At 58.5% G+C, this 13,812-nt stretch carries 13 protein-coding genes; 3 read left to right on the top strand and 10 right to left on the bottom strand.

Going from position 1 to position 13,812, the window contains the following annotated elements; genetic code table 11:
- Positions 1-6 precede the first annotated feature (6 nt).
- The 7 genes from HGP31_RS26010 to HGP31_RS25980 form a co-directional block, all read right to left on the bottom strand.
- On the bottom strand, positions 7-3,108 hold the full coding sequence (locus HGP31_RS26010) for a multidrug efflux RND transporter permease subunit (RefSeq protein ID WP_020799883.1): 3,102 nt from the start codon (positions 3,106-3,108) through the stop codon (positions 7-9).
- Positions 3,105-4,265 carry an efflux RND transporter periplasmic adaptor subunit gene (locus HGP31_RS26005; protein ID WP_020799884.1) on the bottom strand — a complete coding sequence of 387 codons (1,161 nt, stop codon included), beginning with the start codon at positions 4,263-4,265 and terminating at the stop codon, positions 3,105-3,107. Before HGP31_RS26005 ends, HGP31_RS26010 begins: the two co-directional genes overlap by 4 nt.
- Positions 4,266-4,370: 105 nt before the next feature.
- Positions 4,371-4,685: a hypothetical protein gene (locus HGP31_RS26000; RefSeq protein ID WP_020799885.1), complete on the bottom strand. Its 315-nt coding sequence runs from the start codon at positions 4,683-4,685 to the stop codon at positions 4,371-4,373.
- Between the two features lie 58 nt (positions 4,686-4,743).
- A complete protein-coding gene (locus tag HGP31_RS25995) occupies positions 4,744-5,202 on the bottom strand; it encodes a GNAT family N-acetyltransferase (protein WP_033042996.1) in 459 nt (152 codons plus the stop codon).
- A 27-nt stretch (positions 5,203-5,229) separates the two neighbouring features.
- Positions 5,230-6,132: a chemotaxis protein CheV gene (locus tag HGP31_RS25990; RefSeq protein WP_020799887.1), complete on the bottom strand. Its 903-nt coding sequence runs from the start codon at positions 6,130-6,132 to the stop codon at positions 5,230-5,232.
- A 201-nt stretch (positions 6,133-6,333) separates the two neighbouring features.
- The gene (bfr, locus tag HGP31_RS25985) at positions 6,334-6,810 is read right to left on the bottom strand and encodes a bacterioferritin (protein WP_020799888.1); all 477 of its coding nucleotides are present in this window, start codon (positions 6,808-6,810) and stop codon (positions 6,334-6,336) included.
- A 198-nt stretch (positions 6,811-7,008) separates the two neighbouring features.
- A complete protein-coding gene (locus HGP31_RS25980; protein ID WP_020799889.1) occupies positions 7,009-7,227 on the bottom strand; it encodes a bacterioferritin-associated ferredoxin in 219 nt (72 codons plus the stop codon).
- Positions 7,228-7,533: 306 nt separating this feature from the next.
- Between HGP31_RS25980 and HGP31_RS25975 the strand changes: the two genes are divergently transcribed.
- The gene (locus HGP31_RS25975; RefSeq protein ID WP_020799890.1) at positions 7,534-8,136 is read left to right on the top strand and encodes a peroxiredoxin; all 603 of its coding nucleotides are present in this window, start codon (positions 7,534-7,536) and stop codon (positions 8,134-8,136) included.
- A 215-nt stretch (positions 8,137-8,351) separates the two neighbouring features.
- Here HGP31_RS25975 and rnt read toward each other — a convergent pair whose 3' ends face one another.
- Both rnt and pyrC read right to left on the bottom strand, forming a co-directional pair.
- Positions 8,352-9,029: a ribonuclease T gene (rnt, locus tag HGP31_RS25970; RefSeq protein ID WP_020799891.1), complete on the bottom strand. Its 678-nt coding sequence runs from the start codon at positions 9,027-9,029 to the stop codon at positions 8,352-8,354.
- Complete coding sequence (pyrC, locus tag HGP31_RS25965; protein ID WP_020799892.1) at positions 9,026-10,072, bottom strand: dihydroorotase; 1,047 nt, start codon at positions 10,070-10,072, stop codon at positions 9,026-9,028. Before pyrC ends, rnt begins: the two co-directional genes overlap by 4 nt.
- A gap of 159 nt (positions 10,073-10,231) precedes the next feature.
- Here pyrC and HGP31_RS25960 point away from each other — a divergent pair, with 159 nt between their 5' ends.
- The gene (locus HGP31_RS25960) at positions 10,232-11,137 is read left to right on the top strand and encodes a flagellar protein MotY (protein WP_020799893.1); all 906 of its coding nucleotides are present in this window, start codon (positions 10,232-10,234) and stop codon (positions 11,135-11,137) included.
- A 129-nt stretch (positions 11,138-11,266) separates the two neighbouring features.
- The gene (locus HGP31_RS25955; RefSeq protein ID WP_020799894.1) at positions 11,267-12,484 is read left to right on the top strand and encodes an argininosuccinate synthase; all 1,218 of its coding nucleotides are present in this window, start codon (positions 11,267-11,269) and stop codon (positions 12,482-12,484) included.
- Between the two features lie 76 nt (positions 12,485-12,560).
- Here the strand turns inward: HGP31_RS25955 and HGP31_RS25950 are convergent, their stop codons facing one another.
- Complete coding sequence (locus tag HGP31_RS25950) at positions 12,561-13,322, bottom strand: hypothetical protein (protein ID WP_020799895.1); 762 nt, start codon at positions 13,320-13,322, stop codon at positions 12,561-12,563.
- Positions 13,323-13,812 lie beyond the last annotated feature (490 nt).

Below are 13,812 nucleotides of genomic sequence, written 5' to 3'. Positions count from 1 at the left end.
CCCGCCTCAGTCTGTGCTCGCCAGCGCCGGCACGGGCGCGGGCTTGGGCCTATGGAAGAGTCGTTCAAGCCATAAGTATATGACCGGCGTGGTGAACAGCGTCAGTGCCTGGCTCACCAGCAGGCCGCCGACCACCGCGATCCCCAGGGGTTGGCGCAGTTCGGCGCCGGTGCCATAGCCGAGCATCAGCGGCAGGGCGCCGAGCAGTGCGGCGAGGGTGGTCATGATGATCGGGCGGAACCGCGTGAGGCACGCCTGGAAGATCGCTTCCTCCGGCGCCAGGCCACCCTTGCGCTGCGCGTCGAGCGCGAAGTCGATCATCAGGATGCCGTTTTTCTTGACGATGCCGATCAGCAGCACCAGCCCGATCAGCGCCATGATCGAAAAGTCCTGGCCGCAGATCCACAGCATGATCACTGCGCCCAGCCCGGCCGAGGGCAGAGTCGAGATGATCGTCAGCGGGTGGACGAAGCTCTCGTAGAGCACACCAAGAATGATGTAAACCGCCACCAGCGCCGCCAGGATCAACCATGGCTGACTGGCCAGCGAACTCTGGAACGCCTGGGCCGCGCCCTGGAAGTTACCGCTGATGGCCGTTGGCATGCCGATGTCGACCTTGGCCTGGTTGAGCATGATCACTGCATCGCCCAGCGCCACACCGGGCGCCAGGTTGAACGACAGGTTGGCGGCCGGGAACATGCCGTCATGGGCGATGGACAGCGGCCCCACCGTGGGCGCATCGAATTTCGCCAGGGCCGACAGCGGCACCATTTCCCCGCTCAGGGGCGAGCGCAGATAGAAGTAGTTAAGGCTTTCGGCCTTGCCGCGCTGGCGCGTGTCCAGTTCCAGGATCACGTTGTACTGATTGATCTGGGTCTGGAATTCGTTGATCTGGCGCTGGCCGAAGGCGTCGTACAGCGCTTCGTCGACATCGCTGGCCGTCAGGCCAAAGCGTGCCGCGGCACTGCGGTCGATGCTGATGTGGGTGATGCTGCCGCCCAGTTGCAGGTCGTTGGAAATGTCGCGAAAGGCCGGGTTGCCACGCAGTTTTTCCGTCAGGCGCTGGGTCCAGGTGCTCAGGATTGCACCGTCGTTGCTCTTGAGTACGTACTGGTACTGGGCCCGGCTCGGGCCGGAGCTGAGGTTGATGTCTTGCCCGGCGCGCAGGTACAGGACGATGCCCGGAACTTTCATCAATTGCGGGCGAATACGGTCGATGAATTCGCTGGCTGAAACATCGCGGTCGCCGCGTTTTTTCAAGGCGATCCAGAAGCGGCCGTTGGCGATGGTCTGGTTGCTGCCCGACACCCCGACCGAGTGCGAGAAGGTCTCGACGGCGGGGTCGGCAGCGACGATTTCAGCCATCGCCAAGTGTTTTTTCACCATGTCGCCGTAGGAAATATCAGCGGCGGCTTCGGTTGTGCCGAGGACAAACCCGGTGTCCTGGATCGGGAAGAAGCCCTTGGGAATAAAAATGTAACCGGCAACGGCCAGGGCCAGCGACAGACCGAATACGCCGATCATCAACTTCTGGTGAGCGAGCGCGCGGCGCAGGCCTTTTTCGTACAGCGCGAGCAGGCGTTCGCCGAAGCCGGGCTTGTCGTGGGCGTGATGCACCGGCGCGCGCATGAACAGCGCTGCCAGGGTGGGCGCCAACGTCAGCGACACGACCACCGAAATCATGATGGTGGCGGTGGCGGTCAGGGCGAACTCCTTGAACAGGCGTCCGACCACGCCGCCCATGAACAGCAGCGGAATGAACGCCGCGACCAGCGAGAAACTGATCGATACCACCGTGAAGCCGATTTCTCCGGCGCCCTTGATCGCGGCCTCGCGCATACCGTCGCCTGCCTCCAGGTGGCGGTGGATGTTTTCCACCACCACGATCGCATCGTCGACCACAAACCCCACGGCCACCACGATTGCCACCAGCGTCAGGTTGTTCAGGCTGAAGCCCATCACGTACATCAATGCAAAACTGGCGATCAGTGAAACCCCCAGTACTGCCGACACGATCAGGGTTGCCGAGAGCTGGCGCAGGAACAGCGCCATCACCGCCACCACCAGCATGATCGCGATCAACAGGGTGATTTCCACTTCATGCAGCGAAGCGCGGATAGTCTGCGTGCGGTCAATCAGTGTCTTGACCTGCACCGAAGCCGGGAGCATCGCTTCCAGGCTCGGGAGCGCCGCTTGAATGCGGTCCACGGTCTCGACGATGTTGGCCCCCGGTTGGCGGAAGATCACCAGGTTGACGCCCGGTTGGGTGCCCGCCCAAGCCTGGACGTAGGCATCTTCCGAGCCGTTGACGACTTTGGCGACATCCCTGAGATGGACCGGTGCGCCGTCCTTGTAGGAAACGATCAGTTGGTTGTATTCCTCAGGATGGAACAACTGGTCGTTGGTGGACAGGGTCGAGATGCTCGATTCCCCATACAGCGCACCTTTGGCAAGGTTGAGGCTGGTCTGCTGGATCGCCAGGCGAATATCGGCGAGGGTCAGGCCAATGGCGGCGAGTTTGTCTGCCGAGACCTGGACACGAATCGCCGGACGTTGCTGGCCGGTAATCACGACCTGGCCGACACCGTCGATCTGACTGATCTGACGGGACAACAGGGTTTCCACCAGGTCGCTGAGCTCCGGGCCGGGCATCAGGGACGAGTTGACGCTGAGGATCAGTACCGGGCTGTCGGCCGGATTGACCTTGCGCCAGGTCGGCAGGTTCGGCATGTCCTTGGGCAGTTTGCCTGCCGCGGTGTTGATCGCGGCCTGGACCTCCTGGGCGGCGGTATCGATGCTCTTGTCGAGGGTGAATTGCAGGGTCAGGTTGGTTGAGCCCAGGGCGCTGCTCGAGGTCATTTGCGTCACGCCGGGAATGGCGCTGAACTGCACTTCAAGGGGTGTGGCCACCGATGAGGCCATGGTTTCCGGGCTGGCCCCCGGCAGTTGCGCGGCCACCTGTATCGTCGGAAATTCTGCTTGCGGAAGCGGCGCGATGGACAGGCGCGGGAAGGCAATCGCCCCCAGCAGCACCAGGGAAAACGTCAGCAGAATCGTCGCCACAGGGTGGTCAATGCACCAGGCGGATACCGAACCGTGGCCTTTCATGGCGCCGACTCCGATTTTACGACCTGCGGCGGGTCGGTGAGTACTTGCACGGTAGCACCGGGCTTGAGCCGCGACTGGCCATCACTGACCAGCACGTCACCGGGTTTCACCCCTTTGATGATGCTCTGACCGCTACTTTGATGAACCATCTGCACCGGTACGGTTTCGACCTTGTTGCCATTCACCCGATAGACGAAGTGCTGATCGAGGCCACGCTGCACGACGGTGGGCGGTACGACCAGCGCATCTTTATCCAGCGCTGTCTGGATCTTTACTGTCACCAACAGGCCTGGCCAGAGTTTTTGCCCAGGATTATTGAATTCGGCCTTGGCGCGGATGGTGCCGGTGTTGGCGTTGATCTGGTTGTCGATCAGGGTCAAGTGGCCTTCGCCCAGCAGGTTGCCGGTTTCACCATCGGTGTCGGCACCGATGTAGGCCTTGACCTTGGCATGTTGTGGATCGTTGATCAGGCCTTGCAGGGTCGGCAGCATCTGCTGCGGCAGGGAGAATTCCACGGCGATAGGGTCGATCTGGGTCACCGTGAACAGTCCCTGGGTGTCCGTCATGCGCAGGAAGTTGCCTTCATCCACCGTACGAATACCGACGCGACCACTGACTGGGGAGCGAATCTGTGTGTACGACAATTGCACCTGGGCTGCGTCAATCGAAGCCTGGTTGCCTTGGGCCGTGGCCTTTAGCTGGTTGACCAGCGCTTGTTGCTGGTCGTAGGTCTGTTTGGACACCCCGTCGTCGACGCTCAACAGTTTGTAGCGCTTGAGATTGACCTGGGCCACTTGCAATTGCGCCTGGCTTTCGCCCAGTTGCGCCCTGGCCTGGTCCAGACTGGCGCGGATCGATCGGTCGTCGATCGTGGCCAGCAAATCACCTTTGCTCACCAGTTGGCCTTCCTTGACCAGGATCCTGGTGAGGATGCCGTCGATTTGCGGACGGACTACCACGCTGTGCAGCGATAGCACTGAACCGATACCGCTGACATAGCGGGGCACGTCTTTTTCGACCACGTTGACCACGCGTACCGGAATGGCGGCCTGTGTAGTTACCCGGGCTGCAGAGGGTTTGCCCAGGTACCACGCACCCAGCGCTACCAGCACGATCAGAAAGGCTGCAATAACAACGGTTTTTTTCTGAGTTCGCATGCGAGAGGGGCGCCGGGTCGGAAAGTGGAAGTGTGCGCAGCTTTGTCTATCTACGTTATATCCCTGTGACCCGGTCAGGAAAGTGACTGCTGACTGACAGCGGTGTCAGTTTGGGCGTATGGAGTCCCATTCGGTCACGTAGGCTGTTTTGCTTTTCTTGTTGTAGAGGCACAGTTCGGTTCCTTGTCGGCCTTTCATGTGCTTTTGCGGGTACTGGCCTTGCAGCAGCAGCGCGGTGTAACCGACCCGATCATCGAACTGCGCGGCGTTGCCGACGGGTTTGGCATTGGCCAGACCGCTGGCCTTGGTGCAGCTGGCGAGTACGGCTTTGTCGAAGGCGGCCCAGGCGTCGGGGCTGGAGGCCTGGGCCTGGGTAGCGAGGGCCGTGAGGCAAACGAAGGTGAGGGTGACGGCTTTCATGGTTTGGTGATCCTTGGGCGGGTGTGGGCCAAGGCCTGAGTATGCCTGAAGGTCTGGGTCAGACCGGCACTGGTTCCCGGCGGACTACATGCATCCCAGCCCTTTCATACAACTGCTGTGCGCGAACGTTGTCTTCCAGCACTTTCAAATCGACATACCCTTCGCGCCGCAGTTGAAACACCTTGAAGGCATTGAGCAGCAACGCTCGCCCCAAGCCCCGGCCTTGCGCCCGCGGATGCACCACCAGATCCTTGATGTAGGCGCTGGTCCAGCACTGACACACACCCGCGATACCCTGGGCATCCAGGGCGATGAAGCACAAGGCCGGATCATATTCAGGATCGGATTCAAAACGCTGTTGCCATTCGTCCAGGGCCGGGACGCGGCCGCCTCCTTGGGAGTAACCCAATTCCAGCAAGTCGTGAACCTCTTCTGCCTGATCGGGACGATAGCCGGTCAGGACGATCCCCTGAGGCCAGGCGGGGGCGGGCACGCCTCGCGCGAGACTGCGCCGCATGAGATAGCAGAATTGCTCGTTCAAGACTCAACGACCTTGTTCGGCGACAGCCTTGGCCGCGTCGATCAGGCACTTGGTCAGTTCCGGCGAAGAGAACTTGGTCAATACCGCATTGGCCCCCGCGAGCCGCGCCTTTTCGCTGTTCATCGCACTGTCCAGGGAGGTATGCAGCAGCACGTAGAGGTGCGCGAAGTCCGGGGTTTCACGCAGGGTACGGGTGAAGGCGTAGCCGTCCATTTCGGACATTTCGATGTCCGAGACGATCAGGTTGATCTGCTGGGCGGTGCCTTGCAGGTCCAGCAGGCAGTCGATGGCTTCCTTGGCGCTGCGGGCCGTATGGCATTGGAGGCCCAGGTTGCGCAAGGTGTGCACCGATTGCTGCAGCGCCACCTGGCTGTCATCGACCACCAGGATACGAGCGCTGCCCAGTATTTCTGCGTCTTCCATGCTGAGCTCGGTCGGCGCCATGTCGATGGGGACCGGGGCGATGCCATGGATGACCTTCTCGATGTCCAGCACCTGCACCAGAGTGCCGTCGACCGAGGTCACGCCGGTGATGTACGAGCGCGAACCGCCAGAGCCGAAGGGTGGCGGACGGATGTCGGTGGTCAGGCAGTGCACGATCTTGCTCACCGCCTGGACATGCAAGCCTTGCTTGGAGCGGCTGACGTCAGTGACGATCAGGCACCCACCGTCAGGGTCTTCCAGCGGACGCTCACCGATGGCGCGGCTGAGGTCGATTACCGACAACGACGTGCCGCGCAGGGTGGCGATGCCTTTGACATGGGGGTGCGATTCGGGGAGTTTGGTCAGTGGTGGGCAAGGGATGATTTCACTGACTTTGAGCAGGTTGATCGCCATCAGCTTGCCACTGCGCAAGGTAAACAGCAGAAGCGAAAGTGAATCTGCGCGGGCTTTGGTGGAGGACATAAAAACCTTCTGTGGAAAAAGGTGGTGAGGTGATCAGTGGATCACCCACGGCTATCGATGCCAGGTTATCGACTTGTGGGGAGCAGGCTTTAGGAAAAATCCCCTGGGCCGGTTGAGACATTGGCAAATTGAAACAAAAAAGCCCCGCCTCTTTAAAAGAGCGCGGGGCCTTCTGTTACATCGAGGCGGGCAGTGTAGAACTTACTCGTCGTCGCCCATCTGCGATTGCAGGTAGTTCTCGATTCCGATCTTGTCGATCAGTCCCAGTTGGGTTTCCAGCCAGTCGATATGTTCTTCTTCGGATTCAAGGATATCTTCAAGCAATTCACGGCTGCCGAAGTCGCCCGCTGTTTCACAATGCGCGATGGCCGCTTTCAGGTCGGCATGTCCAGTCTTCTCGATACGCAGGTCACACTCAAGCATTTCCTGGGTGTGCTCGCCGATTTGCAGCTTGCCCAGGTCCTGGACGTTCGGCAGGCCTTCAAGGAACAGGATGCGCTTGATCAGCTTGTCCGCGTGCTTCATCTCGTCGATGGATTCGTGGTACTCGTGCTTGCCGAGCTTGTTCAGGCCCCAATCTTCGTACATGCGTGCATGCAGGAAGTATTGATTGATCGCGACCAGTTCATTGGCAAGGATCTTGTTGAGATGCTGGATGACTGTAACGTCGCCTTTCATGATGGGGTCCTGCCCTGTATTAGCTGTCTATAAGGCAGAGTTTGAGCCGCACTACTAAGAGTGTCAAACCTAAGTTATTGAATCATATATAAAAATTAATCGGAATAAGAATGTTTGTGTTCCGCGTCTAGCGCCTAAGCAGTTGATTTGCAGACATAAAAAAACCGGACATGAGTCCGGTTCTTTGAAATGCGGGATTTAGGCGGCAGTAAATTCAACTGGAAACGGGATCGAAGCCTGGGCCGTCTGCAACTTGGTCAGGGTCTCGCGGACCACTTCCTTGGCAAGGCAGGCACATTTGCCGCATTGACTGGCAACGCCGGTGGCCTGGCGCACTTCCTTGTAGCTGCAGCATCCTTCATAGATCGCATCGCGGATTTGGCCGTCGGTGACGCCAGTGCAGAGGCAAACATACATAAGTGAAGACCGTCGCTTGTTGATGTCTCGAATGCGATGGATCTTAATGTTAACGAGAATGATTGTCAAAGTGCTTTGAGAGCACTTTTTGCCAGGTCTGACGAACGGTTGGTCCGCAGTGTGCTGCCATCCCGATGACCCTTCGTCCTTTTTTACGCTCAGGGGAGAAACCGTTACGGACACGCCAAAAACGCGGTGTATGATGGCCGGTCTTTTCGAAACGGGTTTGTGTCACAGGGCTGTCGCCTGAGGGTGGCAGGCTGATGCAAACCTTGTTCTTAACGCTTCTACACCAGGAGATATCCAATGAGCGTACTCGTAGGCAAACAAGCCCCTGACTTCACCGTACCGGCCGTACTCGGCAATGGCGAAATCGTAGACAGCTTCACCCTGTCGTCGGCCATCAAAGGCAAATACGGCCTGGTGTTCTTCTACCCGCTGGACTTCACCTTCGTTTGCCCGTCGGAGCTGATCGCTCTGGACAACCGCATGTCTGAGTTCAAGGCGCGCAACGTTGAAGTGGTCGCTGTGTCGATCGACTCGCACTTCACCCACAACGCATGGCGCAACACCCCGGTTAACGACGGCGGTATCGGCGCAGTTCGTTACACCATGGCTGCCGACATCAAGCAGGAAGTCATGAAGGCCTACGACGTTCAGTCCGCTGACGGCGTGGCATTCCGTGGCGCCTTCCTGATCGACGACAAAGGCGTTGTCCGCTCGCAGATCATCAACGACCTGCCGCTGGGCCGTAACATGGAAGAGCTGCTGCGTCTGGTTGACGCCCTGCAATTCCACGAAGAGCACGGTGAAGTTTGCCCTGCCAACTGGAAAAAAGGCGACAAAGGTATGAACGCTTCGCCAGAAGGCGTTGCGGCTTACCTGACCGAGCACGCTGCTGCGCTGTAAGGCACACGCTCCAGGTACAAAAAAACCGGCCCTTGAGGCCGGTTTTTTTATGCGCGGAGTAAACGCAAGACCCCTGTAGGAGCGAGCATGCTCCGGGCGGCGCTCCGACGATGGACTCAAGAACACCGCGGGAATCCAGACTGCCCGCGTTATCGTTCACGACCATCGCGAGCAAGCTCGGCTCCTACAAAGAGCAAAGGGCAGAAAATCTTCAATCAATCGTCGAAATCTTCCCAACCACCCATTTGTTTCCAGCGGTTGACGATGCCGCAGAACAGCTCGGCAGTCTTCTCGGTGTCGTAGCGAGCCGAATGCGCCTCGCGACCGTCGAAGTCGATATCGGCGGCCTGACAGGCCTTGGCCAGCACGGTTTGACCGTAAGCCAGGCCCGCGAGCGTCGCGGTATCGAAACTGGAAAATGGATGGAACGGGTTACGCTTCATGTCCAGGCGCGCAACCGCGGCGTTGAGGAAGCCCAGGTCGAAGCTGCTGTTGTGCCCAACCAGAATCGCCCGTTTGCAGCCGTTGGCCTTGAGTGCCTTGCGCACGCCGCGGAAGATATCGTTCAGCGCCGCTTCTTCAGTCACGGCCATGCGCAGCGGGTGATCAAGCTTGATCCCGGTGAACTCCAGGGCTGCCGCTTCGATGTTCGCACCTTCAAAAGGCTCGACCCTGAAGAAGTAGGTGTGATCGGGGTACACAAAACCCTTTTCATCCATGGCGATCGTGGTTGCAGCAATTTCCAGCAGGGCGTCGGTGGCCGAGTTGAAACCACCGGTTTCTACGTCGACGACAACCGGCAGGTAGCCACGAAACCTGGCGGCCATTGGATGACGGGAACCGCCACCACCGCCTTGACCTTCCTGTTCGTCGTCGAAATGGTCTTCACTCACGCGTGTTCCTCCAGCAGGCGCCAGCGCAGTTTTTCACCGGCGCGCAGCGGGATAACGGTCAACTCGCCAAACGGCAGGCTGGTCGGGGCGGTCCATTCTTCGCGGACCAGGGTAATGCGATCGGTGTTGGCCGGCAGGCCATAGAAACGCGGGCCGTTGAGGCTGGCGAAGGCTTCGAGCTTGTCCAGCGCGTTACGTTGTTCGAACGCCTCGGCGTACATCTCGATCGCCGCATAGGCGGTGTAGCAGCCGGCGCAGCCGCAAGCGGCTTCTTTGGCGTGCTGGGCGTGGGGCGCCGAATCGGTGCCGAGGAAGAACTTTTCGCTGCCGCTGGTGGCGGCGTCGAGCAGGGCTTCCTGGTGCGTATTGCGCTTGAGGATCGGCAAGCAATAGAAGTGCGGCCGAATTCCACCCACCAGCATGTGATTGCGGTTGTACAGCAGGTGATGCGCGGTGATGGTCGCGCCAACGTTGGCCGAAGCCGAGTTGACGAACTGCACGGCGTCGGCGGTGGTGATGTGTTCGAACACCACCTTGAGCGTCGGGAAACGCTCGACCACCCGACGCATGTGCTCATCGATGAAGATTTTTTCGCGGTCGAACACGTCGACATCGCCGCGGGTGACTTCACCGTGGATCAGCAAAGGCATCCCGACTTCGGCCATGGCCTCGAGTGCAGGGAAAATCTTGTCGATGCTGGTGACGCCCGAGTCCGAGTTGGTGGTCGCGCCGGCCGGGTACAGCTTGGCGGCGTGAACGAAACCGCTGGCCTTGGCCTCGCGAATTTCTTCAGGCTGGGTGCGGTCGGTGAGGTACAGGACCATCAGCGGTTCAAACGGGCTGCCGGCCGGGCGGGCAGCGAGAATCCGCTGGCGATAGCCGTCGGCTTCAGCCGCATTGCGCACCGGCGGTACCAGGTTGGGCATGATGATGGCGCGGCCAAAGGTGCGCGCGACATCCGCGACGGTATTGGTCAACACGGCACCATCGCGAAGATGAATATGCCAGTCGTCGGGACGCAGCAGGGTCAGGCGGTCGGACATGAGGGGATTCCAGGCGGGTCAAACTCAAGGGAATGCTACCGGAAAAGACTCTTGCAGGCACCCGCTATCAAGTTTTACGGGAAGCTTCCGATATCCAACAGGTATGCCGTAAACATCTGTGTGTCGGTCTTTTTGTCGTAGAAGCCAGTGGAGCCTCCCGTGCGCCAGCGTTATTTAGCCTTGCTCAGTGTGTTTGCCAGCCTTCCCGCAATGGCACTCACTTTCCAGACTCGCCTGGAGAGCATTGAGTGGACGGTCGAAGGCGACAAGTTCGAGTGCCGGCTGACGCAGCCGGTCACTGATTTCGGCTCGGGCCAGTTCGTGCGCCGCGCTGGCGAGCAGGCGATATTTCGTTTGAATGCGTACAACGCAATGATGGGCGGTGGTTCTGCCACTTTGTTGGCCGCCGCCGCGCCTTGGCAGCCAGGACGTGGTGATATCAATCTGGGCACGGTACGGATCGGCAGCGGCAATGTCCTGTTCAACAGCTCACAGGCCCAGGCCGGACGCTTGATCAGCGGCCTGATCGACGGACGCAGCCCCGTGGTCCGGCACTCCTCGGGCGATGGCCGGGTATCGGAGGTGCGTTTGTTGCCGGTCAGGTTCAACAAGGCGTTTGCCGATTATCAGGGCTGCGTGGCCAAGTTGCTGCCGCAGAACTTCGATCAGGTGAAGCAATCCCAGGTCGGCTTTCCCGGTGGCGGTATCGATCTGGACGGGCCCGCCAAAGCCAGGCTGCAAGTCATGCTGGAATACATGAAGGCCGATCCGACCGTCAATCGCATCGAACTGGACGGCCACTCCGACAACAGCGGCAATCGCCTGACCAACCGTGACCTGTCACGGCGCCGGGCGCTGGCGGTGATGGAGTTTTTCAAGGCCAACGGCATCCAGGAGTCACAGATCACCCTGCGTTTCCATGGCGAGCGCTATCCACTGGCACCCAATACCAGCAACATAAACCGGGCGAAAAACCGCCGCGTGGCGATACGCCTGGAGCGGGGAGCCCCCGCGGAGCAGGTGGCCCCTCAAGCGACGAAGCCTACCGCTTCGGCAACTTCCTGACCCTTCGGTCATCGTCGCGCTCTCGACATAATCTGTCGCTTCGTCGTCATAAGCTGTCGCGCCACTGTAAATTATTCTGTATGGGCGGTAGACTTGACGGCTTTCCGTAGAACCCCGTGGAGTGATGGCATGGCGGACGTAAACAAGGTCGTTCTGGCGTATTCCGGCGGCCTGGACACTTCGGTGATCCTCAAGTGGCTGCAGGATACTTATAACTGTGAAGTGGTGACCTTCACCGCTGACCTGGGTCAGGGCGAAGAGGTCGAACCTGCGCGTGCCAAGGCTCAAGCCATGGGCGTGAAAGAGATCTACATCGACGACTTGCGCGAAGAGTTCGTGCGCGATTTCGTTTTCCCGATGTTCCGCGCCAACACCGTTTACGAAGGCGAGTACCTGCTGGGTACTTCCATCGCTCGTCCGTTGATCGCCAAACGCCTGATCGAAATCGCCAACGAAACCGGTGCTGACGCCATTTCCCACGGCGCCACCGGCAAGGGTAACGACCAGGTTCGTTTCGAACTGGGCGCCTATGCCCTGAAACCAGGTGTGAAAGTGATCGCTCCATGGCGCGAGTGGGACCTGCTGTCCCGCGAGAAGCTGATGGATTACGCCGAAAAGCACGCCATCCCGATCGAGCGTCACGGCAAGAAAAAATCCCCGTACTCGATGGATGCCAACCTGCTGCACATCTCCTATGAAGGCGGCGTGCTGGAAGACACCTGGACCGAGCACGAAGAAGACATGTGGCGTTGGACCGTCTCCCCGGAGAAGGCGCCCGACAAACCGCAGTACCTGGAACTGACCTACCGCAACGGCGATATCGTGGCACTGGACGGCGTCGAAATGACTCCTGCCACCGTGTTGGCGACCCTGAACCGCATCGGTGGCGAGCACGGTATCGGCCGCCTGGACATCGTCGAAAACCGTTACGTGGGCATGAAGTCCCGTGGCTGCTACGAAACCCCTGGCGGCACCATCATGCTGCGTGCCCACCGTGCGATCGAATCGATCACCCTGGACCGCGAAGTAGCTCACCTCAAGGACGAGCTGATGCCCAAGTATGCCAGCCTGATCTACACCGGTTACTGGTGGAGCCCTGAGCGTCTGATGTTGCAACAGATGATCGATGCCTCCCAGGCACACGTGAATGGTGTGGTTCGCCTGAAACTGTACAAGGGCAACGTGATCGTCACCGGACGCAAGTCCGACGAGTCGTTGTTCGACGCCAACATTGCCACTTTCGAAGAAGATGGCGGCGCGTACAACCAGGCCGACGCAGCGGGCTTCATCAAGCTCAACGCCTTGCGCATGCGTATCGCAGCGAACAAAGGTCGCAAGCTGTTCTGAGACCTTTGATGTAATGGAATGTGTGGCCCGGTCATCGACGGGGCCACACATTTTGAAAAGTGGGTGTCTGCCTGCATCAACATACTTCCGGCTTTTTGCTTTTTCCTCGCACATCCTTCCCTTCAGATTGATCGTCAAACGCCACGGGCTGTCGTGCGTCGCTTGGCAACTGTTGATCAATGACCGTCAAGCCCTGTGAATTCAAATTGTAGGCAGCACAAAATGTAGTGCGGCAGGATCTCTTCGCGTGTTTTACAGGGTTTTCCGCGCCTTCCTTCAGTATTGAATCTGACGCGTTGCAGGTGAGGAATACGACTGCACGCGCAGCTTTCCCCGGTTCGTTGTGAATGCTCTCCATCAAGTGGCAGAGCTCGGCGTTGCCTGTCATCGCGCGTGCATCAACGACATACAGGTCCCTCAACCGTTCAGGCAGGCGTAGGCGGTGTAGCGCCGAAAGGGCGACGCCAGGGACCGATTTCGAAGGTGGATCCTGTGCCTTGGAGGGGCGGCGAGTGGATCGGCCGCCACTGCCTGATGTCCTGCCAGCGGACTTTCTATTCTTCCCGTTTTCGGGTTGCTCAGCACCGTCCATGAATTTTATGAAATGTTTTCCCTTCTCAAAGTCAGAGGGGGCGTACAGCGATCGATAGTTGAAGTTGAGCGTTGCGAAGAATAGCAACAGCAGATAAAAGGGAAAGCTGATCAGGAACCAGATGTAGACGTCTCTGTCATCGTCATCAAGGAACGGCAATGTAACGGCCGCTGATGTTTCTGACAGAGTTGCAAATATTGCAATCACTGTCATGGGATTGCTTATGCTTTTTTTGAGCTTATCCATTTTTTATCCTCGTACTGTTATTTGGTGTGGTGTTTGTTTTTAATTTAATGCATCTAACTGATCTTGGGCATCCCGGAGTTTTTATTTTTCAAGTAATTTAATGTCAGGCCGGCACCCTTGCTGTTTATCGTTTCCATAAGGGCGATGATGTGTTGGTTTTTGCTGTAAGGGCGAGTTGATAAGTCATGTGTGATATTTTTGGGGAGGAGAGGATATTGGATAACCTTAGTTACCTTTGAGTTTGTGGGGCGGGTCGATACATGTCTGTTCGCTGTCTGAAAATTAAATTCCCCAGGTTATTTTGTTGCAGGTCGATACAAAAAAATAATCTCAATTGGAAAGTCAAGTCCTCAATTAAGGTTTTCTGTCCTGGGGTTTCTTGGGTTTTTTGTAAGAAAAGTCTCTAATTTCTGTAGGGAATGTCTCTGGGTGCGAGTGGCCGGGGGGAGCGACATGCCAGGGGGGAAACGACTAGGCTATTGTGCGGGTT

The organism is Pseudomonas umsongensis (genome assembly GCF_012647205.1).
Classification (GTDB): Bacteria; Pseudomonadota; Gammaproteobacteria; order Pseudomonadales; family Pseudomonadaceae; genus Aquipseudomonas; species Aquipseudomonas umsongensis.
This window is presented reverse-complemented; position numbering and strand designations above follow the sequence as displayed.